This window comes from uncultured Capnocytophaga sp., from assembly GCF_938029845.1.
In the GTDB taxonomy this organism is placed as follows: domain Bacteria; phylum Bacteroidota; class Bacteroidia; order Flavobacteriales; family Flavobacteriaceae; genus Capnocytophaga.
Genome location: NZ_CALHGG010000161.1, coordinates 1 through 26,477, shown reverse-complemented (window position 1 = coordinate 26,477; position 26,477 = coordinate 1). Strand labels below are relative to the sequence as shown.

21 protein-coding genes and 1 pseudogene are annotated in these 26,477 nt (G+C 38.3%); 7 read left to right on the top strand and 15 right to left on the bottom strand.

From position 1 onward, the window contains the following. Nucleotides 1-215 precede the first annotated feature (215 nt). A complete protein-coding gene (locus Q0625_RS12110; protein WP_298827699.1) occupies nucleotides 216-1,508 on the bottom strand; it encodes a restriction endonuclease in 1,293 nt (430 codons plus the stop codon). Next, nucleotides 1,489-3,789 carry an AAA family ATPase gene (locus tag Q0625_RS12105; protein WP_298827697.1) on the bottom strand — a complete coding sequence of 767 codons (2,301 nt, stop codon included), beginning with the start codon at nucleotides 3,787-3,789 and terminating at the stop codon, nucleotides 1,489-1,491. Before Q0625_RS12105 ends, Q0625_RS12110 begins: the two co-directional genes overlap by 20 nt. A gap of 141 nt (nucleotides 3,790-3,930) precedes the next feature. Here Q0625_RS12105 and lipB point away from each other — a divergent pair, with 141 nt between their 5' ends. Further along, nucleotides 3,931-4,623, top strand: coding sequence for a lipoyl(octanoyl) transferase LipB (gene lipB, locus Q0625_RS12100; RefSeq protein WP_298827694.1), 693 nt, complete (start codon nucleotides 3,931-3,933; stop codon nucleotides 4,621-4,623). 1 nt (nucleotide 4,624) lies between these two features. Here lipB and Q0625_RS12095 read toward each other — a convergent pair whose 3' ends face one another. Further along, entirely contained in the window at nucleotides 4,625-6,304 is a 1,680-nt protein-coding gene (locus Q0625_RS12095; protein ID WP_298827691.1) for a L,D-transpeptidase family protein, read from the bottom strand. A 103-nt stretch (nucleotides 6,305-6,407) separates the two neighbouring features. On the opposite strand from Q0625_RS12095, the gene Q0625_RS12090 reads away from it, so the two are divergent. Both Q0625_RS12090 and Q0625_RS12085 read left to right on the top strand, forming a co-directional pair. Then, complete coding sequence (locus Q0625_RS12090) at nucleotides 6,408-9,383, top strand: VIT domain-containing protein (protein ID WP_298827690.1); 2,976 nt, start codon at nucleotides 6,408-6,410, stop codon at nucleotides 9,381-9,383. A gap of 85 nt (nucleotides 9,384-9,468) precedes the next feature. Continuing rightward, nucleotides 9,469-12,444 (top strand): VIT domain-containing protein, encoded by a 2,976-nt coding sequence (locus Q0625_RS12085; RefSeq protein ID WP_298827685.1) that lies wholly within the window; start codon nucleotides 9,469-9,471, stop codon nucleotides 12,442-12,444. A 178-nt stretch (nucleotides 12,445-12,622) separates the two neighbouring features. Here Q0625_RS12085 and Q0625_RS12080 read toward each other — a convergent pair whose 3' ends face one another. Then, nucleotides 12,623-14,176, bottom strand: coding sequence for a flotillin family protein (locus Q0625_RS12080; protein WP_298827682.1), 1,554 nt, complete (start codon nucleotides 14,174-14,176; stop codon nucleotides 12,623-12,625). Nucleotides 14,177-14,345: 169 nt separating this feature from the next. Beyond that, nucleotides 14,346-14,912: an NfeD family protein gene (locus tag Q0625_RS12075; RefSeq protein WP_298827679.1), complete on the bottom strand. Its 567-nt coding sequence runs from the start codon at nucleotides 14,910-14,912 to the stop codon at nucleotides 14,346-14,348. A 157-nt stretch (nucleotides 14,913-15,069) separates the two neighbouring features. On the opposite strand from Q0625_RS12075, the gene Q0625_RS12070 reads away from it, so the two are divergent. The 3 genes from Q0625_RS12070 to Q0625_RS12060 are packed head-to-tail and all read left to right on the top strand — an operon-like array spanning nucleotide 15,070 to nucleotide 17,957. Continuing rightward, the gene (locus Q0625_RS12070) at nucleotides 15,070-15,555 is read left to right on the top strand and encodes a cytidine deaminase (RefSeq protein WP_298827676.1); all 486 of its coding nucleotides are present in this window, start codon (nucleotides 15,070-15,072) and stop codon (nucleotides 15,553-15,555) included. A gap of 37 nt (nucleotides 15,556-15,592) precedes the next feature. Further along, the gene (gene bshC / locus Q0625_RS12065) at nucleotides 15,593-17,233 is read left to right on the top strand and encodes a bacillithiol biosynthesis cysteine-adding enzyme BshC (protein ID WP_298827673.1); all 1,641 of its coding nucleotides are present in this window, start codon (nucleotides 15,593-15,595) and stop codon (nucleotides 17,231-17,233) included. A 25-nt stretch (nucleotides 17,234-17,258) separates the two neighbouring features. After that, on the top strand, nucleotides 17,259-17,957 hold the full coding sequence (locus Q0625_RS12060) for a metal-dependent hydrolase (protein ID WP_298827670.1): 699 nt from the start codon (nucleotides 17,259-17,261) through the stop codon (nucleotides 17,955-17,957). A 73-nt stretch (nucleotides 17,958-18,030) separates the two neighbouring features. Here Q0625_RS12060 and nadD read toward each other — a convergent pair whose 3' ends face one another. The 8 genes from nadD to Q0625_RS12020 all read right to left on the bottom strand — a co-directional run bounded on the left by nadD (nucleotide 18,031) and on the right by Q0625_RS12020 (nucleotide 24,047). After that, nucleotides 18,031-18,618, bottom strand: coding sequence for a nicotinate (nicotinamide) nucleotide adenylyltransferase (gene nadD / locus Q0625_RS12055; RefSeq protein WP_298827665.1), 588 nt, complete (start codon nucleotides 18,616-18,618; stop codon nucleotides 18,031-18,033). Between the two features lie 11 nt (nucleotides 18,619-18,629). Further along, nucleotides 18,630-19,196: a guanylate kinase gene (gmk, locus tag Q0625_RS12050; protein WP_298827662.1), complete on the bottom strand. Its 567-nt coding sequence runs from the start codon at nucleotides 19,194-19,196 to the stop codon at nucleotides 18,630-18,632. Nucleotides 19,197-19,350: 154 nt separating this feature from the next. Beyond that, the gene (gene tsf / locus Q0625_RS12045) at nucleotides 19,351-20,316 is read right to left on the bottom strand and encodes a translation elongation factor Ts (protein ID WP_298827659.1); all 966 of its coding nucleotides are present in this window, start codon (nucleotides 20,314-20,316) and stop codon (nucleotides 19,351-19,353) included. 70 nt (nucleotides 20,317-20,386) lie between these two features. Next, nucleotides 20,387-21,112, bottom strand: a complete 726-nt coding sequence (rpsB, locus tag Q0625_RS12040) for a 30S ribosomal protein S2 (RefSeq protein WP_016419845.1) — start codon at nucleotides 21,110-21,112, stop codon at nucleotides 20,387-20,389. 132 nt (nucleotides 21,113-21,244) lie between these two features. Beyond that, on the bottom strand, nucleotides 21,245-21,631 hold the full coding sequence (rpsI, locus tag Q0625_RS12035; RefSeq protein ID WP_298827654.1) for a 30S ribosomal protein S9: 387 nt from the start codon (nucleotides 21,629-21,631) through the stop codon (nucleotides 21,245-21,247). After that, nucleotides 21,631-22,086 carry a 50S ribosomal protein L13 gene (gene rplM / locus Q0625_RS12030; RefSeq protein WP_298827651.1) on the bottom strand — a complete coding sequence of 152 codons (456 nt, stop codon included), beginning with the start codon at nucleotides 22,084-22,086 and terminating at the stop codon, nucleotides 21,631-21,633. The genes rpsI and rplM overlap by 1 nt, the downstream gene beginning before the upstream one ends. 385 nt (nucleotides 22,087-22,471) lie before the next feature. Then, a complete protein-coding gene (locus Q0625_RS12025; protein ID WP_298827649.1) occupies nucleotides 22,472-23,047 on the bottom strand; it encodes a hypothetical protein in 576 nt (191 codons plus the stop codon). Between the two features lie 64 nt (nucleotides 23,048-23,111). Next, a complete protein-coding gene (locus tag Q0625_RS12020; protein WP_298827647.1) occupies nucleotides 23,112-24,047 on the bottom strand; it encodes a hypothetical protein in 936 nt (311 codons plus the stop codon). Nucleotides 24,048-24,189: 142 nt separating this feature from the next. Here Q0625_RS12020 and Q0625_RS12015 point away from each other — a divergent pair. Further along, nucleotides 24,190-25,068, top strand: a pseudogene (locus Q0625_RS12015) (IS982 family transposase). Here the strand turns inward: Q0625_RS12015 and Q0625_RS12010 are convergent. Continuing rightward, entirely contained in the window at nucleotides 25,065-25,454 is a 390-nt protein-coding gene (locus Q0625_RS12010; RefSeq protein WP_298827645.1) for a hypothetical protein, read from the bottom strand. The pseudogene Q0625_RS12015 and the gene Q0625_RS12010 sit on opposite strands and share 4 nt — an antisense overlap. A gap of 94 nt (nucleotides 25,455-25,548) precedes the next feature. Beyond that, the gene (locus Q0625_RS12005; protein WP_298827643.1) at nucleotides 25,549-26,079 is read right to left on the bottom strand and encodes a hypothetical protein; all 531 of its coding nucleotides are present in this window, start codon (nucleotides 26,077-26,079) and stop codon (nucleotides 25,549-25,551) included. Between the last annotated feature and the right edge of the window lie 398 nt (nucleotides 26,080-26,477).

Below are 26,477 nucleotides of genomic sequence, written 5' to 3'. Positions count from 1 at the left end.
ATGCAAAGCTGTAAACAAGAGACTACCAAGGATATTTTGAGGACTAAAATTTAAAGTGTCAAAAAATCAACTTGTATAAATGACTGTTTTTTTGTATAAAAATATTTTTTTGAAACAATAACACCTATTTTTAATTATCGTATTAAAAATAGGTGTTATTTTTGTTTTTGAGTTTTTGAGTTCTTAATTTTTAAGTTCTGATCCCTAACCACTAACTATGAACTACTATTAACTAATGGTACTGAGATGCTTAGTTTATAGATACCCTTGTACTCAGGTATTTCTTTTTTATCTGTTATATTGAAATCAGCATTTTGTTCAAGTGTTGGATAAATAATAAGGCAATCTATCAATCTGTCTTCTTCTATTTTGAGTTTATTATAGACTACCTTCAAACGAGCATAACCACTTACTTGGCGAATGTCATCTATTGCCCTACTGTCTTCATAAATGGTTTTGTACTTAGCATCAATCACCATTTTGTAGTCTGGGGTATTAAGCAAAAAATCTAATTCGGTATAATCGGCTGTAAGGTGATAAGTAACTGCTTCCCTACCAAACTGTTCTTGTAGTCTTTTATATACATATAACTCAAAAAGTTTGGGAATATCTATCCAAAAGGGAGGAATAGCTACTTTTTGTTGAGTAGTTTCAGTAATATTGTAAGAAAAACGCTTGAGAATATGTTTACCTATCTCTATAGCCTCCTTATATTCTTTGAAAAATGGATTTATAGTAATATTTTTTAAGCTTTCTACATTGAATTCTTCTGAGATAAGTTCAAAATATGGCGTACAATAGGTAATCAATTCATCTATAGCAGCCTCATTTTCTGCAAAAAGAGTAGAATGTGTATTCTTAAAGCTGATAACAAACTGCAATACTTTCTTTAGGAAACGATTTTCTATACTATCCACTCCAAAGACTTGGTATTGGCAAACATGAGAGGTTAGTTTGTTCTTAAAAACATTCTGTTTTAGGTGTTTTCCTATCTGTATTTTACCTTTGATACGGCTACAAAGGTTTTCTTCCTCCTTATAATACGACTTTTTGAGTCCTTTGCGAACAATACGCTTTAGCAGTTGGAGAAACTGTATTACAAGGAAAGGAGTTAGAAAATCTTTTTGCTGCTCTATAGTGATTTGCGGCTCCTTCCAATAGATTTTGATAAGGTCTTGAGTATGTTTCATCTCTATATCAGCCGTATAAATATCAAGCAACATCTTCAGAAAGTCGATTTCTACGCCATCTTCTCGGTAGTTCATTTTAGGGGCTATATACACATATTTTTGTTGTTTTATAAGCCACAAAATTCCCACATAATAGCCCGCTTGCAAACACACTTCTTGCTCATTGATACGCCAGATTTCAAAAGGATATATAGGCATTCCCCATTTGTCTTTCTTCAATACATACGGACAAACCTCTGGGATAGCTTCAAAGAAAGCTAACGCTTCTCCTTCCTTTTTGATGCTATAAGGCTGATGTTCAAGAAGCGTTATTTTCATCGTTGTAAAGATTATTTATGGTAGTTTCTATTCCCTCACCTATAAGGATACCATCTTTGACATATTCTAATAGAATAGGTTTGATCTCGTATTCCCAACGAATATTGATAGGAGTATGCTCTGTAATGAAGTAAGAATGTCCTAACTGTACATCTTCTTTTTTGAACTCAGAAGATAAATTGGTATTGAACAAGCTAGTCACTTTAGCAAATAGTACACTCTCAAACTGGTTACCTAATTCACTTGTTAGATCTTCAGGCAAGACATTGACGAAAGCAAAGCGACGACGGATCGCATAGTCTATATGTCCTACGGAGCGGTCAGCGGTATTCATTGTACCTATAATATATAAGTTAGGAGGAAGTACCAAGCTATTGTCTTCGTCAATAGTGTACATACTTTGTACTGCTTCACCTCGGTACTCTAAGGCATAGATAAGTTCACCAAGTACTGCCGAGAGGTTTGCCCTATTGATTTCATCGATGATGAGGACATAGGGTTTAGGTGATTCATTTTTGAATTTATTAGCCCAATTTATAAAATAGTCTACTATAATATCCCAATAGCCCTCTTCTATTTTCTGACTTTTCTTGAATGTAACAAAATTATCATCTAGATTATCTTGGGAAAATTTTTCAATTGGTATTGCACTCTTACCTTCATTCCATTCATTAAATCCTTTTCGGAGAGAATATGTCAACACCTTAACTTTCTCATTATCTATCCATTTTTCTTTTATCCCATTATATTTGATCTTATCATCAAAAAATACATTTCCTTTTTTTTCCTCAAGAAAATCTCTAAAATCCTCCCATTTAATAGGTCTTTTTTGTCTTTCTAAAGATTCTTGAATGGATTTTTGAGCTTTCTTTGCAAACTTTGCTAACACTTTGTTCTCTGTAACATAGGATATATTACCTTCTGTATTTTTGGCTACAATGCCTCGCACAAAATCCTCATAGGAGTAACTGGGGTGAAACTGAATGAGTTTAAACTGCTCACAACCCTCCAAAGAATCATTTTCCCCTAAGCCTAATAGTTCTCTGGCTATACGCTTAGCCTCACGGGTTTTACCAGTTCCAGGAGGCCCCTGTAGAATGATTTGGTGCTTGTACTTTAGAAGTTTGGTAGTAAGACTGTTCTCTTGTATTTGTGTATTTTCATTCATAATATTTAGTAAATATTGAGCATATTTGATTCCTTTAATATCAGAATTATAAGTAGTTACATCAGTGAGTGTTTTTCGAGGTAAGGTAAAATCAAGATTCCATTCTCCCTTTTTAAGCCACTTGACCTGACGACAATGTAAAAATTCTTCTCTTTCTTCATCAAAATAGTAATCGGAAGTTACTCTGCCATAGCCTAATAAGGTTTTAGTTCCTTTCTTTACAATAACAATATCTCCTTCATTCATTTTATTACAGAAATCATCAATAGCAGATACATTATTACGTTGGTCTTCTCCTCCTCTATAATTATCTATTAGAGCGTCAAGAATAGATTTTCTATCTGTATAATTTTCTAAATCACCCAATTCGTCCCAGCCAATAGCCATAATTCCTTCGTTATAAAAGTCCTGCCATTTAGAAGCCTGTTCACCTGGACTATAGAGCCAATAAAGTTTTGTCGCTTCATCTCCCTTGCTTATATTTTGATATACAATATCCTGTGCTAATAGTAAAGGAAAATCAAAACCTTTAGGAATAAATGTTTTCTCAATAGAAAGCGATATATCATTATTAAGAAAAGTAACTATATGATTAAGTAATTCTATAAAATGATAATATTTCTGTTCTTTTTTAGTAGGAATATCCAAATATTCACATAGTTTCTTATAGACCTCCTTCTTATAGAAAGTATTTTCATCAGGATTCTGCATTGTTAGCAAAAAGGAAAGTGTTCGTTCGTCCAACTGATGATTGAAATTTACTTTATTGAGCTTTTTTTTCAATTCTTCTATGCTATTTTCTGCAAAATCTTTAGCCCTCTTTAGTTTCGTATAAAAGTCATCAGAATCATAGATTATAAGAAATAAATTTCTTAGCTGTTCAGGAAAATATTTACCTAATGCATCTAAGAAACTAAAAGGATTTTGATATACTAAGTTCCCTCTTTTTCTAAAAGCTTCTTTGAACATTTCATAGAAATCATCAGTATCTATATCCCAATATTGCTGAAAATGTTCTATTGCTTTCCACTTATACACTTCATCTTCGTTGGAAGGATCTTCCTGAAGAAAAATTATATAATGTTGGATAAGTTCTTTTATTTTTTCATCCATAATGCAAAAGTTGTCTCTGTTATGATTATTAAGATAGTATAAATATAAAAACACCGCAAAGATACAACGAATATCTATGATAAACAAAAGTTATTCCAATTCAAATCTTTTTCGTACCTTTGCAAGATATAAAAAATAGAGATGAACAAAAAAATTACCCTAATAGACTGGGGATTAAAAGACTATAAAGAGGCTTGGGAGGAACAAGAGAGACTCTTTCAAGCAATTATTGATCAGAAAACTGCTAATCGCAGTACAGAGAACCCCACCCCTACTCCTAACTACTTGATTTTTGTAGAACATCCTCATGTGCTTACCCTCGGCAAAAGTGGTGTCATGGAGCACTTGCTTATGAGTGAGGAATTCCTCAAACAAAAACATATTTCTTTCTATAAGGTAAACCGTGGAGGAGATATCACCTACCATGGATTAGGACAGGTGGTAGGGTATCCTATTTTGGATTTGGACAATTTCTTCCCTGACATTCACAGATACCTACGCTCCCTTGAGGAAGTAATCATCCTTACCCTTGCCGACTATGGTCTTAAGGGCGAACGTAGCCAAGGGGAAACAGGAGTATGGTTGGACGTGGGTACCCGAAAGGCACGCAAAATCTGTGCTATGGGAGTAAGAGCCTCTCGCTGGGTTACCATGCACGGCTTTGCGCTGAATGTGAATACAGATCTTAATTACTTCAACTATATTGTGCCTTGTGGTATCGCTGACAAGGCTGTAGCCTCTCTTAAAACAGAACTAGGTAGAGAAGTACCCTTGGAAGAAGTAAAACAGCACATTACAAGACACTTCTTAGAAGTGTTCGATGCTACCCTTTGATTTACATCTTCTTATAACGCTCTAAGAGCTTGAGTTGTTCCTTGTCAAACTGGTAAGGATCATTGCGGATTACAAGCTGCCCTGCCTCATCTACCCAAGCGGTGAGGTAGGATATATCCACCACAAAGTGCTGTTTGGGGTGTACGCGATATTGATCTCGGCCTGTATGCATAGCGTCATTGACCTTTTGATAATTCCACTCAGCGGTGTGCTTGAGCAATTGGTAAGCTAAGCTATCGGGATGTTGTACCCTCACGCAGCCATGGCTATAAGTGCGTTGAGTATTGTCAAAGAGCTTTTTGCTAGGGGTATCATGTAGGTAGATACTCATGTCATTGTAGAGAATAAACTTGACCAAGCCCAAAGAGTTATTAGCTGAGGGGTTCTCCACAAAAGCCAAATTGCGCTTGAGGGTCTTCTCATCTCTCCAATTAATCGTAGCAGGGTCTATCTCTTTGTTGTTCTCATAGAGCTTATAACCGCGCTTGGCGTACTTAAGTGAATCCCCGCTATCTACAATACGAGGGATCATCTCCTTACGGACAATACTTATAGGTACTGACCATGTAGGACGAAACTCTACAAACTTTATGCTATCAGAGAAAATGGGGGTAGGCGTATCAGGCTTGCCTACCACGACATTAGTAGTGAATTTTAGGGAATCCTTATGGAAAAGACGGAGGCGATATTCGGGAATATTCACCAATACATAATCTTCTCCCAAATCCTTATTCTGCCAACGTAGGCGTTCCATATTAAGCAAGAGCAGATCACGCTGTTGTTGGGGAGTCATCTGCAAATAGCCCATGGTCTGTGCTCCAGGTTGTCCATCCGCCATAAGCCCCACCTGTCGTTGGAATTGCTTGACAGCCTCTATAAGCAAAGAATCTACCTCAGCAGGTGCCCCTTGTACTACAGGGTTATAGCCCTTGTGCTTCAACTGTGTTCGTAGTGCTACTATGGTACTATCTCTGTAACCTATGGCAAAACTCTTTAGGTCAGTAATGGCAAAAGGAGTGTAGGTAGTAGTGTCCTTGAGCAACTCTTTGTATTTCTGCGCCATAGCCTTATAGAAAGGTTGTTGGGGTTGCAGCGCATCTATGATAGAAGATAGGTTATCTGTATCTTGGAGTTTTAGCAACAGCTCTACGTTATCAAAGATAGGTTTGTTACGCTTCCATACACGCACTTCATCGCCCACCTTAGGAATACGTCCTTGGATAAGGTGACGAGTCAGTAGCAAAAAGGAGGCTGTAATCTCACGATCCGTTGTCTCCAAACGCTTTAAGAATAGGGAATCCTTTTGCTGGTAAAGGTGCCCTACCAAAGAATCCAGTTCATGTTGTCTATAATTTTGTGGGAAAAATCCATAGTCGGTAAGCTCCGTAAGGGTATTGATATAGGAAGCAAAGAGCGGTGAAGGCTTGTTCTGATACAGCCAGCGCGTTTGGTAATTATACTTTTTGTAGAAGTTGGCTACCTCTCGCTCTATAGCGACCTTATAATAATCATCCTTGATGAGAACTTTCTTCAGAGAAGCCACAGCCGTATCTTGCAGGAAAAGTGGTTCATAGGATTCGTTGATCTCCCTTTCAGCCATTTCATCCAAAATATTCTTTCCTTTATCCTTACATGCACCAAAAAAAACTATCACAGAAAGGAAAAATACATATTTTAACATAGAAGTTGTTTTTGAGTGCAAAGATAAATGTTTTTTTAAGATAATCAACGCCATTTGGCATATTTTTTGTACTATAAAGATACTTATTTTATATTAAAAGTATATGAAACAACTTCTATCTTTTATAGCACTATTTTTTTCTATAGGTAGTGCTACTGCACAGAAAATTATCCTACCTCAGGTAAAGGTAAGCCAAGAGGATAATGCCAAGCCCATGCAGCTACAAGACCTTTCAGTGGATATCTTGGTCGTAGGACAGACAGCGGTAACCACCATGGAGATGACTTTCTACAATCCCAATAGCCGCGTGATGGAAGGCGAATTTGAGTTTCCCCTCTCCGATGGCCAACAGGTCTCTCGTTTTGCTTTGGATATAGATGGCAAGCTACGTGAGGGTGTGGTCGTGGATAAGGCTCTGGGGCGCAAGGCTTTTGAAGAGATTGTACGCCGAGGAGTAGACCCTGGTTTGCTCGAAAAAACCGAAGGTAACAACTTCCGTGCCCGTGTGTATCCTATGCCTCGCAGGGGAACACGCCGTATCCTCATTGCCTTCGAGCAAGAACTCTCTCAAAAGAACGGACAGGACTTTTACTTCCTGCCCATTGCTAACGCGGTTAAGCTCAAAAAATTCAAGATACACACCGAGGTAGTTTCTCGCTTTGTCAAGGCTGATATAGAAAACTCCCTGCAGCTGGACTTTACTCAAAGCCGCAACAGCTATATCAGTGAAGTAGAGCAGACTAACTATACTTTGAACAAAAACATTGCCCTTACCTTCCCCAGAATAGACAAACCACAACTCATAACAGCTACAAAAGGGGACGAAAGCTACCTCTATGGACATATAGCCTTGGAAAAATTGGCGCTAAGAGAAAAAGAAGCTCCTAAAAACATAGGTATCCTTTGGGACAGCTCTCTTTCTAACGAAAAAAGAGACTTTGCCAAAGAATATGGGCTCTTGGATGCCTATTTCAAGGAACTCAAAAATGTAAAAGTAACCCTCACCACTTTTCATATCCGTGCTTCCAAGCCTGTATCCTTTGAGGTAAAAGACGGAAATTGGCAGGAGTTACGACAGTATTTGGAAAAACAAGTCTATGACGGGGCTACCGACGGCAATGCTATGGTATTTCCCCAAGGGGCTGATGAGTACTTGCTCTTCTCCGATGGGATTTTCAACTTTGGTGCCAAGGAGTTTCAGCTCAATACACTTATCAAGTCCTTACAAGCTCCTGTGAATGTGATTAGCTCGCTACAAGTAGCCAATTGGGACAAACTCCAATACTTAGCAGGAGCTACTGGAGGTAGTTTCATTAACCTCAATACCCAAGCACTCCCTGAAGCGCTTAAGGCATTGCGCTACCAGTCTTTCCAACTCTTAGGCTATAAAGTAAAAAGTGGAAATGTAACCGACTTATATCCACAGAAAGGGACTTTGGTAGGGGAAAACTTTACTTTTTCGGGTTTTCTAAATAGTGAAGAAGCTACTTTGGTCGTATCTTTTGGCTACCCTGGCAAGGTCATCGTGGAAAAAGAGCTTACTTTTAGCAAAGATAATACCGCAGGCGTAGGAGAGTTTGCCCTCTTGCGCCGTATATGGGCTGAAAAGAAGATCGCACAGCTACAAAGAGAAGGCGCTTTGGCAAAGGATATTGATGCCGTAGGTCGCCAATATGGCATCGTCACCGAGGGTAATTCTCTCATCGTTCTGGAGACCGTAGCAGACTATGTGCGTTACCAGATTACTCCTCCCAAGGAACTCCAAAGGGAATACGAACGCCTTGTCAATAAGGAAAAACAAGACAAGGAAAAAGAAAAGAAAGAACACCTTGACTACGTGGTAAAACTCTCCGAAGCACAAAGCAAATGGTGGAATACCTCCTTCCCTATCGCAGGTACCCAACCTGTCAAGAATACAGCTGATCAATCTTCCAACGAGAGTACTGCTGGTATAAATATGCGTACCAGTGTCAGCAGCTCCACGCTCACTATACGTGGTATAGGTTCTATTTCAGAGAGTAGTCAGGCCGAGATGGCTGAAGTAATGATAAGTGGCTATAGTCGCTCCTCCAGAAAAGAAAGACGACAGAACAAAAAAGCTGCTAAAGAAACTGTGCAAGTTCTTAATGATGAAGAGGAAAGCGAGGCAGAAGATCGTAGTGGTGAGCTTTCTAATACCTCCAAAATAGCCCTCAATGACTATAATCCTGATACGCCCTACCTAAAGGTGATGGAATATGCCGACCCAACCAAAGCGGTAGAGACTTATTACAAACTCAAAAAGGAATACGGACAAACGCCTTCCTTCTATGTAGATGTGGCTGATTATTTCTTTAAAAAAGGAGATACTGAGCAGGCCATATTGGTGGTGTCCAACTTGGCCGAACTGAGCTTAGAGGATGCCCAGCTGCTCCGCGTATTGGCTTACAAACTCAGTGCTTACAAGGCTTACCCAGAAGCAGTGTCCATTAGCCGCAAGGTAGTAGCCATCCGTGAGGAAGAACCCCAATCTTATCGCGATTTGGGATTGGCCTTAGCCCAAGCAGGGGAATACCAGCAGGCGATAGAGACCCTTTACAAAGTAGTGGAACGTCCTTGGGATCAGCGCTTTAGAGATGTACAGCTAATCGCTATGAACGAGATTAACAACATCATAAATACCCAAAAAGGTCTCCGCACTTCCTTTATTGACAAGCGCTTGCTTAAGAAGGAACCCGTGGATATCCGTGTAGTACTCACTTGGGATACCGACAACTCCGATATGGACTTATGGGTTACCGACCCCGAAGAAGAAAGATGTTTCTATCTCTACAGACAGACCTACTTAGGTGGTATCATAAGCCAAGATGTTAGAGGTGGCTATGGTCCTGAGGAGTTTATGCTCAAGAAAGCCCCTAAGGGTAATTACAAAATAGAAGTGAATTACTACGGCAATCACTCCCAAAAGCAGCTACTGCCCGTAAGCCTCCGTATCACTTTCTTTACCCACTACGGCACCCCTCAAGAGAAAAAACAAGAAACCACTGTACGCCTCTCTAACGAAAGAGAAGTCATAGAAGTGGGAAGTTTTGAATTTTAGTAGGTGCAAGTAGCAATTTGCCCTTAAGGTAATTGTAATTCGTCCTTAAAATAATGACTATTCGTCCAAAATAAACAATAGATTTATGAAACTTTTAATAACCTCCATAGCCCTCCTTGCCTCAGTAGGAGGTGCTATGGCTCAGAAGACAATTTTCCCCGAAGTGAAGGTCAGGGGTCAGTACAATGCCAACCCCATGCAATTACAAGAGCTCTCCATGGATATATTGGTCATGGGACAAACGGCCGTAACCACTATGGAAATGACTTTCTACAACCCCAATGATAGGGTGATGGAGGGCGAGTTTGAGTTTCCCCTATCCAATGGCCAAGAGGTCTCTCGCTTTGCCTTAGATATCGACGGTAAGCTCCGCGAGGGGGTAGTCGTGGATAAGGCCTTAGGGCGCCAAGCCTTTGAGGATATCGCACGGCGCAATGTAGACCCTGGGCTTTTGGAAAAAACCGAAGGTAACAACTTTCGCGCTCGTGTATATCCTATGCCTGCCCAAGGGGTACGTAGAATCCTCATCGCCTTCGAGCAAGAACTCTCCCAAAAGGACGGACGGGATTTCTATTTCCTACCCATCGCCTCTGGAGTGAAGCTCAAGCACTTTAAGCTACGTACCGAAGTGGTTTCGCGTATGGTCAAAGCGGATATAGAAAATACGCTACAGCTCAATTTCGGACAAAGCCGCAACAGCTATATCAGTGAGGTAAAGAAAGACAACTATACCTTGGACAAAAATATAGGGCTGACCTTCCCTAAAATAGACAAACCGCAATTACTAACAGCCACCAAAGGAACAGATAGCTACCTCTATGGAAATATTGCCTTAGAAAAGCAATCGCTAAAGAAAAAAGAGAAACCCAAGAGTATAGGTATCCTATGGGATATTTCTTCTTCTAGCCAGAAAAGAGACTTTACCAAGGAATTTGCCCTTTTGGATACCTATTTTAAGGAAATAAAAGAGGTAAAAGTAGCCCTTACTACCTTTCATATCCGTTCCTCCGCTGCAATTCCTTTCAAAGTGGAAAACGGCAATTGGCAGGAACTACGACAATACCTAGAAAAACTAGTATATGACGGGGCAACAGACCCTCAAGCAATGCTATTCCCTCAAGAAAGTGATGAGTACTTTCTCTTCTCCGATGGTATTTTTAACTTTAGGGATAAGAATTTTGACTTTACGCGGCTCATTAGGCAGCTACATGCCCCTGTCAATGTAATTAGCTCCCAACTGGTAGCCAATTTGGACAAGCTACAATACTTGTCTGGAGCTACTGGGGGTAGCTTTATCAATCTCAATACCCAAGAGGTTTCTCAGGCGGTAAAAGCATTGCAATATCAAGCCTTCCAAGTATTGGATTATAAGGTAAAAAAGGGAAATGTAGTGAACTTATATCCTCAAAAAGGTACTTTAGTAGGGGAAAATTTTACTTTTTCAGGTTATCTAAATAGTGAAGATGCTACTTTGGTCGTATCTTTAGGCTATCCAAACAAGGTCATCGTAGAAAAAGAACTCACCTTTAGTAAAAATACAGCTGCAAGCGACGAGGAATTTGCTCTTTTACGCCGCGTATGGGCAGAAAAGAAGATTGCACAACTCAGAAGAGAGGGGGCTGAAAGCAAAGCCATTGATGTGGTAGGTCGCCGTTATGGTATCGTAACCGAGGGCAACTCCCTAATCGTACTGGAGACAGCTGAGGATTATGTTCGTTATCAGATTACCCCACCCAAGGAACTCGAACAGGAATATAACAAACTCTCTTCCGAAATAAACTCTGAAAAAATGGAAGAGCAGAAACAGGCCTTGGAACGTGTAATCAGCCAATCCAAAGAGCAAACTTCGTGGTGGCAAACTTCCTATCCTATCAAGGCACAAAAGAAAACTAAAAAAAATAAGAAATACGGAACACCGCCTCCTCCTCCTGCTATGATGGTACATGCTGAAGAAATAGCGGAGTACAACAATGCGGCAGAAGTTCTTAAAGATGTTTCTCATGATGATGCTAAGATGGCTGATATGGGTACTGCTGGATATGATATAATTGCAGACAATAGTGCTCTACAAATGAAAATGGAACTGGCGGCTGAACCTGTCGATAGAACTTTAGGATACGAACCTGTCGATAGAACTTTAGGATACGAACCTCCCCAAGCCTCTATTGTACTGAATGCTTACGATCCTGATACGCCTTACCTCAAGGTTATGGAATACGCCGATCCTGCCAAAGCCATAGAGACTTACCATAAGCTCAAAAAGGAATACGGACAAACACCCTCTTTCTATGTAGATGTAGCGGATTACTTCTTCAAGAAAGGAGACCTTACACAGGCCGTATTGGTAGTGTCCAACTTGGCCGAACTAAACTTGGAGGACGCTCAGCTGCTCCGTGTATTGGGTTACAAACTCAGCAGTTACAAGGCTTACAAGGAAGCCATAGAAGTATTCCGAAAGGTAGTGGCTATCCGAGAGGAAGAACCCCAGTCCTATCGTGATTTAGGTTTGGCCTTAGCCGAAGATAAGCAGTACCAAGAAGCTGTAGAAACACTTTACAAAGTGGTAAAAAACGCTTGGGACGAGCGCTTTGGTGATGTACAATTGGTGACCATGAACGATATCAATAGCCTCGTGGCGCGCCATAAGGGAATCAAAACAAACTTTATGGACAAGCGCCTGCTCAAGTCAGAACCTGTAGATATACGTGTGGTACTCTCTTGGGATACCGACAATTGTGATATGGACTTATGGGTGACCGACCCCACTGATGAGAAGTGTTTTTTCGATAACAAACTTACCTACCTTGGTGGAAAAATCTCTAAAGATGTCACCCAAGGCTATGGGCCAGAGGAGTTTATGATCAAGAAAGCACCCAAAGGCACTTACAAAATAGAGACAGACTACTTTGGTACTCTCTCTCAAAAGCAACTCATGCCTGTAACACTCCGTATTACCTTCTATACGCATTTCGGTACCGATAAGGAGCAAAAACAAGAAACGACTGTAAGGCTTACCAATGAAGAGGATTTAATAGAAGTAGGAAGCTTTGAATTTAAGTGAAAAGAGAAAAGCAATAAAACCTAATGAGTTAAGACGCAATAAATTGCGTCTCTACAAAAAAACATACTAAGCAGGAATTATCTTAGCCAGTATCTTATGTAGAGACGCAATTTATTGCGTCTTAAAAAGTTAAACGTTTATAATTTTTATTATTGAGCTACATTTTCTCTGTATTCTTTTATTCTTCAGTTTTTACTTCTTCGCCCTTTACTTCTTGAGGAGCTTCGTTTGCCTTTGTTAAATAATTCGGCAAATTAAGTCCTGCCATATTAAAGAGGTCATTGAGGGGCGGTACGGTTTTCATCATACCAGAGACGAAGTTCGCCGTAGAGGTGTTACCATTTTCGCCTTGACCTGAATCCCATACAGTAATCTTATCAATCTTGATATTCTTAACCGCTTCCACTTGTGTTTTCACCAGTTCAGGAAGTTTTTCTATAAGGAGCAATTGGAACGCTTTAGTAGGATCACCGCCCGCAGCACTTACCACATCCTTGTATCCTTGTGCTTGCTTGGTAAGGATTTCAAAGAGACCTTTCGCTTCAGCTTCCATTTTCGCATAGATGGCGTCGGCCTCCCCTTTGGCATTCTCACGCAAGCGGTCTGCTTCCGCTTGGGCTTCTATGATGACACGTTGTTTGGCTATTTCAGCAGGGACAATGATGTTAGCCTGTTGGGTAGCACGCTCCCTTTCCGCACGAGCTGATTCGGCTTTTTCCTCAGCAGAATAGGCTTCTTCCAAGGCTTTAGCCTGTTGTACCTTTTCAGCTGAAATCGCAATACGCAAGGACTCTGCTTCTTTTTCCCTACGAAGCGCATCAGAGTTAGCAATCTCTATCTTAGCCTCATTCTCTCCCTTGATAGCGGAGGCATTGGCCTCAGAGATCTTGATACGACTATCACGGTCCGCTTCTGCCTTACCGATAGACTCGTCTTTCTTGGCCTCGGCAATACCTACGGTTTCATCCTTTTTAGCTTGAGCGATACTAATCTCTTTGTTCTTCTGAGTAATAGCTATTTTTACATCTCTATCACGTTGCGTTTCAGCAATTTGTGTATCACGTTCTCTATCGGCGAGGGCTTTACCTGTCTCCCCTATTTTTTCTTGTTCAGCTACACTAATCTTAGCTTCGTTGATAGCCTTAGCAGCAGCCTCCTTACCAAGGGCTTCTATATAGCCTGATTCGTCCTTGATATCCGTCACATTGACGTTGATGAGTTTCAAACCAATTTTCTTAAGCTCGCTATCCACGTTTTTAGAGATATTGTCAAGGAACTTATCTCGGTCGGAGTTAATCTCCTCAATAGTCATGGTAGCAATCACCAAACGAAGTTGACCGAAGAGGATATCCTTAGCCAACTCTTGAATTTGCTCAGGAGAGAGTCCTAAGAGGCGCTCAGCGGCCGCGTTCATATTCTCTGGCTCAGTGGAGATGGCTATGGTAAAGCGACAAGGCACATCCACACGGATATTCTGGCGGCTCAGTGCATTGTAGAGGTTCGCCTCAATGGAAAGCGGACGCAAATCCAAGTAGGCAAAATCCTGAATTACAGGCCATACAAAAGCACCTCCCCCATGAATACAGCGTGCAGAAGAACCTCCTGTACGTCCATAAATAACTAATATCTTGTCCGAAGGACAACGCTTGTAACGTGCCGTAAGCGACATAATAGTTACAAACAAAACGACTGCAAATACAGCAATCAAACTAATTGGTGACGAAAAATCCATTCTATACTAATTATTAATTATTAATTCATTTCCCAGAGGTTAGTGGTTAGTTGCTAGTGGTTAGTGGTTAGTTATTAGTAGTCAGTTATAAAAGACTGTCCTCTGACCTCTGTCTTCTGACCACTGCCTTCTGACTACTGTCCTCTGACTACTGTCCTCTGCCCACTGACTACTGTTCTCTCTTGACAAAGAGCACTTGGTCTTGTACTTTTACGATTCTCACAGTTACATTGGAGGGGATTTTTTCCTCTTCGGTCATGGCATCCAACTCACGAAGGGAGCCACGTACACTTAGGGTAACTTTTCCTCGTCCTGATAGGTATTCAGGAATAGGAATATATACTTGTGCTATCTTGCCAAGTGTCTCCTCTATCTTGAAGGAATTATCCTCCGCCAGCTTCATTAAGGCTTGTACTGTGAGAAAGAATATATATACAAATAGGCAACCTACAAGAACAGCAAAAATAATGAGGGTAATCTTATTGTCTATCAGCTCATAGAAAGAAATACCTGTCCAGCTGAATCCTAATAGGAAATTCACTAAGTTGCGTAAGGAAAAGAGCTGGAAGGGCGCATCCTCTCCTGAGAGATCTCCGTCAAAGTCAGCCGCTAAGCCATCCGACGCATTTGCCCCTACGAAAGTCATCACTGTTTGAACAACAAAAATAATAGATACAGGAATCGCTATAAACCAAAAACCCTGCAAGTAAGTATCCATTGAAGTAAAAAATTCCATAATATAGCTATTAAATCGGCAACAAATGTACAAAAAACTTTTGTTTTACTAAAATTATTTAGCTATTTTTTAATTTTATTGAAGTAAAAAGAATTTTATTTTTTCGTAGGATTTTATCTGTTTTTTTCTTACCTTTGCTTTCTTTAATGGGTTATGTATGGAAGAACATCTCTATCAATTCAAATATAAAATGCTCTCACTAAGTGAGCTAGACAAGCAAGATCAGGCTCTTATTCTTAGTGCCATAAAAAGTAGAGAACAAGCGTATGCACCTTATTCCTCTTTTTGGGTAGGGGCAGCACTATTGCTAAGTAATGGGGTTGTTATCACTGGAAATAACCAAGAAAATGCGGCTTATCCCTCTGGGTTATGTGCAGAGCGTACAGCCCTTTTCTATGCAAAAGCTAACTATCCAAAGGAAAAAATTCTCAAAATAGCTATTTGTGGAGATAACTCCAGCGCTCCCCAAGGAGAAATAACCACTCCTTGTGGGAATTGTAGGCAGGCTCTCTTGGAATACGAATGTACCCAAGGGAGTCCCATTACTGTATTTTGTGCTAGCACCCAAGGAAAAGTTTTAGAAATCGGTTCCATAAAGAATTTGCTCCCTTTTTGTTTTGAGCTTTTGTATAAGCCCTCTTAATTTGTAATATAAAATCACTCTTTTAACTTAGAATTTTATGATTGACTATATTCCTTTCAAAGAAACAGGGTACTTCTCTGAATTTATCACTGATTACCTATCACAAAAGGCAGAATTGCGCTGTTTGTATCATCGCTTTCCTTTGGCTACTAATTTTCCAGCTCAGATAAAGGAAAAACAAGCTCATTACTCGGTTGAAAACAGGGATATCCTTGCTCAAGCATTGGAAAAGCAATACAAAAACCTCTCTATTTCCAAAGAGACCTACCAAAACATAGAAGCCTTACGCCAAGAAAACACCTTTACCATTACAACCGGTCACCAGTTAAGTCTCTTTACAGGGCCTCTATATTTTATCTACAAAATAGTTACCACTATCGTAAGTTGCCAGCAGCTAAAGAAGTTGTACCCACAATACAACTTTGTCCCTATCTATTGGATGGCTACGGAAGACCATGATTTTGAGGAGATTAACCACTTTAGTTTTCGTGGACAAAAGCTTTCATGGCACACTGAACAAAGTGGTATGGTAGGTGATTTCTGCACCGAAGGATTGGAGCGTATCTCCCATATTCTCAAAGTACTCTTAGGCAAAAGTCATCAAGGACAATACTTGGCATCACTCTTTGAAAGAGCTTATGAACAACATAAAACCCTCGCTAGCGCTACCCGCTACCTTGTCAATGAACTCTTTACTCCCTATGGCTTAGTAATTATTGATGGCAATGATAAGTCTCTCAAGGAACTATTAGTCCCCTATTTCAAGCGAGAACTCTTGGAAAATGCCTCTCACAAAGAGGTAGAAAAAACACTTGCCTATATCAAGAGTGTCAATAAGAACTACCCTGAACAGGTACACCCTCGTGAGATAAACATCTTCTATGTAAAGGACGGTATACGAGAGCGCATCGTAAAAGACGAACGAGTATATACAGTACTTAACACCTCTATCCGATTCAGTGAAGAGGAAATACTAAGGCACTTAGAGTGCTTCCCTGAATACTTTTCTCCCAATGTCATTCTTCGCCCACTATATCAGGAGGTTATATTACCTAACTTGGCTTATATAGGTGGCGGTGGAGAGATTGCTTACTGGCTGGAACTTAAGGATATGTTTGCTCTATACAAGGTACCTTTCCCTATGCTCATGCTGCGCAACTCAGTACTGCTTATTAGCGAAGCCCAAGAGAAAAAGCTGCACAAGCTAGGACTTACTCATCATGATATTTTCCTAAAAAACAATATCTTAGAAAACAAAATCACCCAAAGGCTCTCCGAATATCCTATTGATTTCTCCGCGCAACGAGCATGCTTACAAGAACATTTTACTCAGTTACATCAGATAGCTGCCCATACTGACAAATCCTTCCTTGGAGCTGTTAAAGCCCAAGAAACCAAGCAACTCAAGGGATTGGACAACTTGGAAAAACGCCTACTCAAAGCGCAGAAAAAGAAATACAGAGAGACCCTAGACAGAGTGATTGACCTACGGGTAAGCCTTTTTCCAAAAGAATCCTTACAGGAGCGTGTAGATAATTTCAGTGAGTATATGATTGAAAGTCAAGGACAATTCATTGACACCTTGGTCAAGCACCTCAGCCCTTTTGATTTCCGTTTTGTCATTCTATCCTATGAGTGCTCCGAACAGACAAAGGATTGTATAGAATATTTTATATAGAAAAAAACACTAAATTACTAAAAATATGAAAATTACTTATTTAGGACACGCCTGTGTCAATATTGAAATTGAGGGAGCTCACTTCCTTGTGGATCCTTTCATCAGTGCTAATCCGCTCGCCCAGCACATTAATATCAATGATATAGAGGCTACTTATATCCTACTGACCCATGCACATGGTGACCATATTCTTGACGCTGAAGCCATTGCTAAGCGTACAGGAGCTCCTCTGATTACCAACCCTGAAATACTTGCTCACTATCGCGCTTTAGGAATTGGCGGACATGATATGAATATAGGAGGCTCTCATCGTTTCTTGGACGGTAAGGTGAAAATCAAAATGATCAAGGCCGTACACTCCTCTTCCTTTCCGGATGGTAGCTACGGAGGCAATCCCGCAGGCTTTTTAATCAATTACAATGATACAACTATCTATGTATCAGGAGATACAGCGCTTACTATGGATATGAAGATTATCCCTCATCAGTACAAGGTGGATTTGGGTATCTTCCCCATTGGCAACAACTATACCATGGGGGTCAGAGATGCAATTACTGCTGCCAAATTTGTAGAAACTGACAATGTATTAGGCGTTCACTATGATACTTTTGAGGTAATAAAGATTGACAAAGAAGCCTCCAAACGCAAATTTAGTGATGCACATAAGCGATTACATCTGTTAGAGATTGGCGCTACCTTGGACGTTAGTACACTGATAAGATAAAACAGAAAAAGTATAGGAGAGAATCATAATTCTCTCCTATACTTTTCTAAAACAATAGGTATCAACTACAAAATTACTTATAAAAACCCCATTTATCTATATAATTCCATACATTAGCAGGCAACATAGGCCTCACATCTCTTCCTTGGGCAATATCTTCACGTATAGCGGTAGCTGATAGCTCTATAATAGGCGTTTTTATATATACTATATGTTTATGATCTTGTAACTGTACGGGTACCTCTCCTTCACTAAGGCGCGGATATACATAAATAAAATAACGACTAAGTATCACCTCATAATTTTTCCATTTGTGAAAGGATTTTAGGTTATCTTCACCCATAATCAGAGAAAAAATATGTTGGGGGTACTTCTCTTCCAAATGAATGAGTGTATCAATCGTATAATTGGGCTGCGGTAAATGAAATTCTATATCACAAGGCTTGAGCTTATCATACTCCTTAAGTGATAAGGCAACCATTTCCAAGCGTGAGGCATTGTCCAACAAAGACTTTTTGTCCTTGAAAGGATTTTGAGGGGTTACCACTAGCCATATTTCATCCAAATCACTATGTTCAGCTAAGTAATTAGCCAAAATAAGATGACCTATATGAATAGGATTAAAGGAACCAAAATAAAGACCTATTTTTTTGGGTTGCATATTATCTTTGTTTATTCACGATTTAGGAAACTACGAATGAGCTGTGCCACTTCATTGACACACTCTTGTAAATTGTCATTGACAACAATCTTATCAAAATAAACAGCCTGTTCTATTTCATAAGCTGCCTTTTCTATACGCATAGCTATCTTTTCAGGCGTGTCGGTTTGCCTATGTTCTAATCGCTTTTTGAGTTCCTCAAGAGAAGGAGGTTGTAGGAAAATAGAAAGCGCCTTGCCCCCAAAATACTTCTTAAGGTTAATCCCTCCAAAGACGTCCAAATCAAAGATGATATTCTTGCCCTTGGCAGAGAGTCTCTCTATTTCACTGGAATAGGTACCATAGTAGTTTCCTGCATATACCTCTTCCCATTCTATAAAGGCGCCTTGTTTTATCTTTTCTTGGAACCTCTCAGCCGAAATGAAATAATATTCCACTCCATCTTGTTCGGTGCCTCTGGGAGCACGTGAGGTAGTGGAGATCGAAAAAGCCAAATTCAGGTCTGGTTGCTTAAGTAACTCCCTGATAACACTCGACTTACCGGTACCCGAAGGTGCAGAGAAAATAATTATTTTCATAATAATAACCCTAATAATAATGACTAACAACTAATGACTAATGACAAGTGACTAACAACTAACAACTAATCACTAACAACTAAAATAAAAGGGTTTCCCTAATTGCTTAAGAAAACTCCTTTTATCTTTTAATAATTAAAATATGGAAAGACTATTATACGAGAGAAACTCTCTTAAATCCTGTTATTTCTACATTGTATCCCTTTACATAGTCTGCTACTTTCTTACTTTCATCTTTGATGTAGTATTGGTCAAGTAGTGCCTTTTCAAGGTCAAGGGTAGTGTTGTCATCGATGAAGCGTTGTACCTTTCCTGGAAGAATACGATCCCATATTTTTTCTGGTTTGCCTTCAGCTTTAAGTTCTTCTTTGGCTTCTTCTTCAGCTTGTTTAAGCACTTCAGGAGTAAGTTGGAGCGCAGAGATGTACTTAGGTACATGTTTTTCTGTTTTTCCAAGTCTTCTTAATTCTTCGTTTTCCTTAACGATTGCAGCAATACGTGCTTCTGTTTCGCTAGCTACATAAGCAGGGTCAAAATCCTTGCTTGAAAGTACGATAGCTCCCATAGAAGCCACTTGCATACATACGTTGCGAGCTACTTCATGTCCTTTGTCAATAGCAGCAGAAAGAGAAACCAAAGCGGCAATCTTGTTACCTGCATGGATATAGAAATCCACATACTTTCCTTCCAATACTTCGAACTGACCGATTTCGATCTTTTCACCGATAACCCCTGTCTGTTCAGTAAGCTTATCAGCTACGGTAATTCCTTGGAAAGGAGCAGCAAGGAAAGCCTCTTTGTCATTATAGTTAAGTGCCAATTCAGCCAATTCGTTGGCCAAGGCTACAAAAGATTCATTTTTGGCTACGAAGTCAGTTTCGCAGTTAAGAGAGATAATAGCTCCCTTAGTGTGAGCAGCATTTACCTTAGCAATAGCAGCCCCTTCTGCTGATTCTCTGTCAGCACGTTTTTCAGCTACTTTTTGTCCTTTTTTACGAAGAACTTCAATAGCTTTATCAAAATCTCCTTCAGCTTCTACCAAAGCGTTTTTGCAGTCCATCATACCTGCTCCAGTAGCTTGTCTGAGTTTATTTACCTCAGCGGCAGTAATTTTTGACATATTCTCGTATATTTTTTTAAAAAAGTGATTATTTAAAGCTATTAAATAATCACTTTATGAATTAATAATTTTAGTTTTCAGTATTTTTTTCCTCTGCTTTTTCTACTTTTTTGTCTTCGAGACCTTCTTTGATAGCTTCCACCACATAAGTAAGGATTCTTTCGATAGAGCGAGAAGCATCGTCATTGGCAGGGATTACATAATCCACCTCACGAGGATCTGAATTAGTATCCACCATAGCGAAGATAGGAATGTTTAATTTTTGTGCTTCTTTCACAGCGATGTGTTCTCTAAGGGTATCTACCACAAAAAGAGCAGCAGGGAGACGAGTCATATCCGCAATAGATCCTAAGTTCTTTTCGAGCTTTTCTCTAAGACGGGTGATGTGTAGTTTTTCTTTCTTAGAAAGGGTATCGTAAGTACCATCTTTTTTCATTTTGTCAATAGATGACATTTTCTTCACTGCCTTACGGATGGTAACAAAGTTGGTAAGCATACCACCAGGCCATCTTTCAGTAATGTAAGGCATACCTACTGAAGTAGCTTTTTCAGCTACGATATCCTTTGCTTGTTTTTTAGTAGCTACGAAGAGGACTTTACGGCCAGAAGCAGCGATTTTCTTAAGCGCTTCGTTGGCTTCTTCTATCTTAGCAGCCGTTTTGTATAGGTTAATCACGTGGATACCATTTCTTTCCATATAAATATATGGCGCCATATTAGGGTTCCACTTTCTGGTAAGGTGCCCGAAATGCACTCCAGCTTCTAATAGGTCTTTTACTTCTATTGAATTTGCCATTTTTTTAATAGTTTACGTTCCGTATTAAGATTTAGCAATAAATGGTGGTTTGTTAGCCCATTGTATTTGGATGCTAAACTAACTTCCCTAAGAGGGGAATACGGCAATAAATAAATAATTTTAAATAAAATACTAACGTTTTGAGAATTGGAATCTCTTGCGAGCTTTCTTCTGACCGAATTTCTTTCTTTCCACCATACGAGGGTCGCGGGTAAGGAGTCCTTCAGGCTTAAGCACGGCTCTGTTTTCCACATCTATTTCGCATAGCGCACGAGAGATAGCCAAGCGGATAGCTTCGGCTTGTCCTGTGATACCACCACCGTATACATTTACTTTTACATCGTAAGTATCCTCAGCACCAAGCAAAGCAAATGGTTGTTTTACCTTATACTGAAGGGTAGGAGTAGTGAAATAATCAGTCAAATTTCTCTTGTTAACGGTAATCACACCACTTCCCTCTTTTAAGTAGATACGAGCGACAGCGGTTTTTCTACGTCCAATCTTGTGAATTACTTCCATTATTTAAGGTCATTTAGGTTAATAGAAACAGGCTTTTGAGACTCATGGTTATGAGCAGCCCCTGCATATACTTTAAGGTTACGGAAAAGAGCAGCTCCTAGTTTGTTCTTAGGAAGCATCCCTTTTACAGCTTTTTCAATGATTCGTTCAGGGAACTTAGCAAGCACCTGCTTGAAAGATTGAATACGTTGTCCGCCAGGGTATCCAGTATAGCGAAGATACTCCTTAGTGTCGGTTTTTAGTCCGCTAAGTTCTATTTTCTCAGCGTTGATAATGATTACATTATCCCCACAATCGGCATGGGGGGTGTAACTTGGCTTGTACTTACCTCTGAGGAGTTTGGCAACTTTAGAAGCAAGACGTCCTAATTTTTGACCCTCAGCATCTACTACAACCCATTGCTTGTCAGCGGATTGCTTGTTCACTGAGCGTGTTTTGTAACTTAATGTGTCCACACTTAAATTATTTTAATTAAACATTCCTATTGTGTTAGTACCTTGATTTATTGGTATTTCTAACAGCGTGCAAAGGTACAACAATTTATCAAATCTGCAAATTTATTTTTTTTATTTTTTTAGCGTGCTCTTATTCCCTAAATAAGCTGCATAAATTTCCCTAAGAATAAGGAGAAGCAAAACGAAATTTGATATTTAACGTGAGTTCGATATAAAGAAAGCTCCCACTGATTTTCGCAGATTTCACAGATTTTCTATGTCTGTGTAATTGTGCTGTTACGATTTACATAGATTATTATAAGACCTTTGGTCTTATTTATCCGTGAAAATTACAGAGTTTAGAAAAACATCTTCCATTAAAGTGTGCTTATTTTCTATTTATGCTTTATCCTGATTCTTGTATATCAAATTCCACTATTTTTCTATTAATAATTTTGAAAGAATAGGATATTGAGGATTCTACGCTAATGGGTTCTTCACTTTTTCCAAATTGGACAGTATAAGAATAATTAATAACCAGTCGAAAAGTCTTGTTAGGATAAGCCTCTACATAAATAATATTTTTATAATCAGAGGTCTTATATTTCTGCATCTCTCTATGGATTATTTTATGACAATATTCTTTTTTAGTTATATCATAAGAGATGACGCTATCCTTCAAATCTAATCGATTAATATCATATAGGTATCTACCTAACATCTTAGGAGTTATATTTACAATATCCTCCTTTTTATACATTGGATAATGAATAGCAGATACTGAATCTATCTTTTTAAACAAGTCCTTTTGTAGCAATTCATCTTCAAGTAATAGAAAGTCTTTTAAAAGAGGTAAAGAATCATTAACTTTTATTCTTTCATTCTCAGTAACAAAAGTATTCTTAGTAAAATTAGATTTTACCTTTTTACTCTCTTGACAAGAAAATAATAAAATACTTATCAATATTAAAAAAACGCTCATTATTCCTTTATCTATATTTATAACCCGTTGTGCATTTTGATTCTAGAAAATAAAAGAGGTGTTTTCAGTAGTCTCCTATAAGATTATCACCTCCTCTTATTCCTGCTTGATTATTGAGAAACCAAATTTTACCTTCGTTAGTAAGTGTATGGTGTGCCGAGATCTTACCATAATGAATAGCCTCTTTGTAAGAACCATAATACAACTCAGAAGAGGAAGTCTCACGAAGGCTTGCCTTATAAGCACCTGAATAATCCTTGCTATAGTTGTAATTTCTATACAATACTCCTCCTTTTGTGTATTCTTGACGATATATATTCAGTATTTGCTGTATAGAATAGGGCATATTCGTTAGGATATCTCCAAAATTTGGCGCTTTTAGAGTGATTTTCTCAATAGTTTTTGCCTTTTCTCCATTATACAAAGAAGAAATCACATAACAATCAGTATTAGGTGCCTTATCTGGATATAACAAATACAATATAGGCGCCTTTTTATACACAGGAGAGGGAGCTACTTTTATCACTTTATGAGAATCTTGTAGCTGGGAGGGATTGATTATTTCATATTCTGAAAGTTCCTTCAATGACCTATATTGAAGCGTTTCATTTCCTATCACAGCATATTCCAAATCCTTATCAGACAAGTTTTCTATAGAAAGAAAGTCTGCCCCCTTGGGGGTATAATTCCTAACTAAGCGATGATTTCTTTCTTCTCCTATTTGCACTACATTATAGGAAGCGATCACATCCTCTCCGCCAAAGACAAAAGGAGTTGTTTTTATCTTTGTAATAACCTTATTTTCAGTACCTTCTTTGATACTATAGCTAAGCCTCACTTGGCAAGGGCTCCCATCGGTAGCACTTATAGCTATATAATTGTGTTGCAATGTTATACTTATATTATTGCTTAGTACCTCTTCTTCTACCGGAGTGCATCTGGCAGCAAAGAAAAGAAAGGCTATCAGTGTAATTGTAAAAGATTTCAATAATGTATTCATAAGCTAAAATATTTTGCACAAAGGTAGACATTTATTTTATTTAAAATTAATAAAAATAAATATTTAACTAACCCGTTGTGCATTTTGATTTTAAAAAAATAAAAAGCTGTTCATTTGATTGAATTCCAAACAATTAAATATAATGAACAACTTAGGGCAAAGTTACAAAAAAATTCTTGAAGTATTATCAAAATTCTTTGGAAATAAACTTCAAAATCATCAAAAAAGGATACCTAAAATATCTGATTTATAAGCAGTTAGTTTAGTTCTAACCACTGAATATTTAAATATAGATTCTGAGTGTCACTTATTTAGGAAAACACCTGAATCTATCAAAAGTAAAACTAAAAGAAGTGTTTTTTAATCGTAGAAGAAGAAAATTATTCCCTTATATAGAGCAAATTAGAACTAAAATTGCACAGCATTTTAACGAATTTGAAGATGTTTTTATGGTAGATAGTATGCCTCTGAAAGTCTGCGAAAACTCAAGAGCAAAACACTCTCATATATGTAAGGAGTTTGATTACTCAAGCCCTGATTTTGGCTATTGTGCTTCTCAAAAGCTATATTATTATAGATATAAGTTACACGCTATCTGTTCTTTAAATGGAATTTTTCAGTCTATCAATATGAGTCCTGCTTCGGTTCACGATATCCGATATCTTAATGATGTGAAAGAACAATTGTCAAACTGTACTTTGATAGGAGATAAAGGTTATCTCTCAGCAGAAGTACAAATAGATTTGTTCAACTATGCTAATATTCAATTAGATACACCTAAAAGGACTAATCAAAAAGACTATAGACCTCAATTTAGGCTCTTTAGAAAAAACGAAAACGAATAGATACTTTATTTTCCCAACTGTGTGATCAATTTATGATAAAACGTAATTATGCAAAATCATTTGAAGGTTTTAAAACACGGATATTCAGCAAGATAACATCTTTAACATTGATACAATACATCAATAAGTTTATATTAAATAGAGAAATCCACAATCTAAAAGCCTCTATTATTTAAAATGCACAACGGGTAACATCACTAAATAACGCTTGCACAAAGTAAGAGGCGTCTACCCCTGTTTTCTTATCCAAGCTCTGCGGTTTATAAGGCGTGCCTATCCAAGCATCAATATAAGCGTATAAGGGATAATTGCGTATATCTTGTGGCATCGTCTTTAAGATGATGGAATACTTTTCTTTAAGCCGTATTTCCTCATCTGAAAGCTGCTCATCTTTGTAGTTGCTTTCCGTGCATTTAGCATCTATACTATCCTTATGAGTTTGCGCGGCTTTGCGAAAGCTATCCGTAGAATAATGATAGGGCACCTCACGAATGTACTTACCTGTTGAGCAAGCGGCTGTAAAGATGAGTGCTGATATGTAAATGAGTCTCTTATAGATCATTGCGGTTTTATTCTATTGGCTGTTTGCACGAGGCAAAGGTACGAAATGTTTTTATTCAATATTTTCTCATAGACAGGTTTAACCCGCATAATATTCACCATTTGCAACGGCCTGTTTTGTTGCGTTTTACCAGATCAATACAAATTTTATGAATGGAATCATTTTGCATTTGTGGGATCTTATCCATTGCTAATACAATGGAATCTATACATACAAAGTCCGTATAGCTCATATCTCCTCTTATAATTCCTAATAGAAATAAATCACCTGATATTGACAAATTATATACAGGAAAAGATTCTGGATCATATTCTCCACTATTTCTGACTTTCAAGTATTTAAATTCTATTAAACGACCTATTATCGTTTTTATCTTATAACTTGAAATATCTTCTATATTTAGTTTAGAAAAATAATAACTTAAACTTTCTTTTCCTTCTTTCTTATCTGCTATCCTCAAATTAACAATCTCTTCTATTTTTTTATAAATCTCTTCTTTACTTAAAATAGTATCTTTTTGGGTTTCTATTTTCTTAGAAAAGACAATACCTTTTTTAGGTGTATTAAAACAACTTAAAAAACATATACCTATTAGTAAGCTATATAGAAATATTTTCTGGATCATAATCTTTTATAATTTTAATTACGTCTATTTTTTTACCTAAATCCGTAACACGAGTTTCTACTATTTCTGTATTAGTGTGGGGTTCACTATTTTCAGGAATGACAGTAATTTTATAGAGTTTTTCTATTTTTTTGAAAACACCATCGGTTTTTACTTTTTTATTAAAATTGAAACTACTTTTATAATCTATTCAAAATAAAGAAGATACAGGAATTACAATAAGAGTAGGTAACGATTTAGTAATGGTTCTTATTTCATTTGATTATACCTATTTTCTCAGTAACTTCTGGGTGCAAAGGTACAACATCTTGACAATATAAACAAAAAATTTTACCTTTGCACCCGCAAACATGCGCTGCTGCATAGGCTTCTATAGAAGCCTATGCAGCAGCGCATGT

Bases quoted from the DNA above. Each gene is read 5' to 3' on its own strand.
- Q0625_RS12110 (WP_298827699.1), bottom strand. From the start codon at position 1,508: ATGAAAATAACGCTTCTTGAACATCAGCCTTATAGCATCAAAAAGGAA.
- Q0625_RS12105 (WP_298827697.1), bottom strand. From the start codon at position 3,789: ATGGATGAAAAAATAAAAGAACTTATCCAACATTATATAATTTTTCTT.
- lipB (WP_298827694.1), top strand. From the start codon at position 3,931: ATGAACAAAAAAATTACCCTAATAGACTGGGGATTAAAAGACTATAAA.
- Q0625_RS12095 (WP_298827691.1), bottom strand. From the start codon at position 6,304: ATGTTAAAATATGTATTTTTCCTTTCTGTGATAGTTTTTTTTGGTGCA.
- Q0625_RS12090 (WP_298827690.1), top strand. From the start codon at position 6,408: ATGAAACAACTTCTATCTTTTATAGCACTATTTTTTTCTATAGGTAGT.
- Q0625_RS12085 (WP_298827685.1), top strand. From the start codon at position 9,469: ATGAAACTTTTAATAACCTCCATAGCCCTCCTTGCCTCAGTAGGAGGT.
- Q0625_RS12080 (WP_298827682.1), bottom strand. From the start codon at position 14,176: ATGGATTTTTCGTCACCAATTAGTTTGATTGCTGTATTTGCAGTCGTT.
- Q0625_RS12075 (WP_298827679.1), bottom strand. From the start codon at position 14,912: ATGGAATTTTTTACTTCAATGGATACTTACTTGCAGGGTTTTTGGTTT.
- Q0625_RS12070 (WP_298827676.1), top strand. From the start codon at position 15,070: ATGGAAGAACATCTCTATCAATTCAAATATAAAATGCTCTCACTAAGT.
- bshC (WP_298827673.1), top strand. From the start codon at position 15,593: ATGATTGACTATATTCCTTTCAAAGAAACAGGGTACTTCTCTGAATTT.
- Q0625_RS12060 (WP_298827670.1), top strand. From the start codon at position 17,259: ATGAAAATTACTTATTTAGGACACGCCTGTGTCAATATTGAAATTGAG.
- nadD (WP_298827665.1), bottom strand. From the start codon at position 18,618: ATGCAACCCAAAAAAATAGGTCTTTATTTTGGTTCCTTTAATCCTATT.
- gmk (WP_298827662.1), bottom strand. From the start codon at position 19,196: ATGAAAATAATTATTTTCTCTGCACCTTCGGGTACCGGTAAGTCGAGT.
- tsf (WP_298827659.1), bottom strand. From the start codon at position 20,316: ATGTCAAAAATTACTGCCGCTGAGGTAAATAAACTCAGACAAGCTACT.
- rpsB (WP_016419845.1), bottom strand. From the start codon at position 21,112: ATGGCAAATTCAATAGAAGTAAAAGACCTATTAGAAGCTGGAGTGCAT.
- rpsI (WP_298827654.1), bottom strand. From the start codon at position 21,631: ATGGAAGTAATTCACAAGATTGGACGTAGAAAAACCGCTGTCGCTCGT.
- Q0625_RS12025 (WP_298827649.1), bottom strand. From the start codon at position 23,047: ATGAGCGTTTTTTTAATATTGATAAGTATTTTATTATTTTCTTGTCAA.
- Q0625_RS12020 (WP_298827647.1), bottom strand. From the start codon at position 24,047: ATGAATACATTATTGAAATCTTTTACAATTACACTGATAGCCTTTCTT.
- Q0625_RS12010 (WP_298827645.1), bottom strand. From the start codon at position 25,454: ATGATCTATAAGAGACTCATTTACATATCAGCACTCATCTTTACAGCC.
- Q0625_RS12005 (WP_298827643.1), bottom strand. From the start codon at position 26,079: ATGATCCAGAAAATATTTCTATATAGCTTACTAATAGGTATATGTTTT.